Genomic DNA, 1,188 nt, shown 5'->3' with positions numbered 1-1,188 from the left:
GTAAGCAGAACACTGAATGCCCTAACACTGCTTCTCATCGAATGGTTAATTGGAGCGTCCGTGCTACCGGTTCTGAGAATCCTACCAGATCCGAATTTAGGCAGTATCCGAGTGAGTACGGCACCGTGATAGAGTGGGACATAGAGTATATCTCAAAAAGTAAGTGACTCAGTATTACCTTGGTACGCTCTTCGGAAGCAGATTGTTGGTCGGGTAGAGCTGACGCTGTGAAAGCGTAGCGGGCAAGGGCGACGCGTCCGCGTCACCCGAACGCAATGTTTCCATTTGAATTGCTGAGTTCGGAGACGAGCGCCGCGAACCTGCTGGAGCAGGTTCGCTGGCGCGAGGGCCTCTGTTGCCCGCGCTGCCAGTCTGAGTCAGTGATCAAACACGGCAGCTATCGAGAGTATCAGCGGTATCTCTGTAAGGATTGCGACCGTACATTCAACGACAAGACCGGCACGATCTTCGCGCACGCGAAGATCGGCCTCGACAAGCTCTTGTTCGCGTACTACTCGTTCCTCCGGTTCAACACGAGTATCCGCCAGTTAGACGCTGAAATTGATGTTTCGTATCGATCGATTCGCCGGCGCGTCGAGCAGTTCGCCAGAACGCTCGACGCGCCAGCCATCTCCCTCGTTGGCCCGGTTGAGATCGATGAATTCTACGTCTCCGCCGGGAAGAAAGGCCGCGAGCGCGACCGGGAGTCGCGCTCGCGTGCCCTCTCGAAACGCGGACGGGGAACATACGAGGGGGACAAGCCGCCAGTATTCACACTCGTTGATCGCGGCAGCGATCAGCGATACGTCATTCCAGCGAAATCCGCTGACGAATCGACTGTGCGACTCCTTCTCGACAACCGCGAGAAGGAGTCGCTGACCGTCTATACCGACGGATTTCGGGCCTACGATCCACTCGACGATGATGAGAACTTCCACCGAGAATCAGTGATTCACGGCGACGGCGAATACGTTGATGGAGACGCGCACGTGAACACCTGCGAGAGCCACGCGTCGCTTTTGCGACGGTGGCTCTCGCCGCACCGAGGCGTCTCAAAAGACAAACTGACAGCGTATCTCAGACCGTTCCAACTTCGGCGACGAATCCTCCGCAAACCGGGTAGAGAAGCACTCAAAGAGATTGTCCGAGCAGTTCTCTGACTCACCAACAATGTACTTCACAAGAGCG

The 1,188-nt window shown here is 56.1% G+C and carries 1 protein-coding gene; it reads left to right on the top strand.

Features of this window, described 5'->3' with window-relative positions:
- Positions 1–275: 275 nt before the first annotated feature.
- Positions 276–1,160, top strand: a complete 885-nt coding sequence (locus ACP99_RS16755; protein WP_049987694.1) for an IS1595 family transposase — start codon at positions 276–278, stop codon at positions 1,158–1,160.
- Positions 1,161–1,188 lie beyond the last annotated feature (28 nt).

Origin of the sequence: Halobellus rufus (assembly GCF_000739575.1) — an archaeon.
GTDB lineage: Archaea > Halobacteriota > Halobacteria > Halobacteriales > Haloferacaceae > Haloquadratum > Haloquadratum rufum.
The sequence above is the reverse complement of the archived record's forward strand: the minus strand, read 5'-3'. Positions and strand labels throughout refer to the sequence as shown.

What these genes read in the sequence shown, in the direction of transcription:
- ACP99_RS16755 (WP_049987694.1), top strand. Translation starts at nt 276, where the DNA reads ATGTTTCCATTTGAATTGCTGAGTTCGGAGACGAGCGCCGCGAACCTG.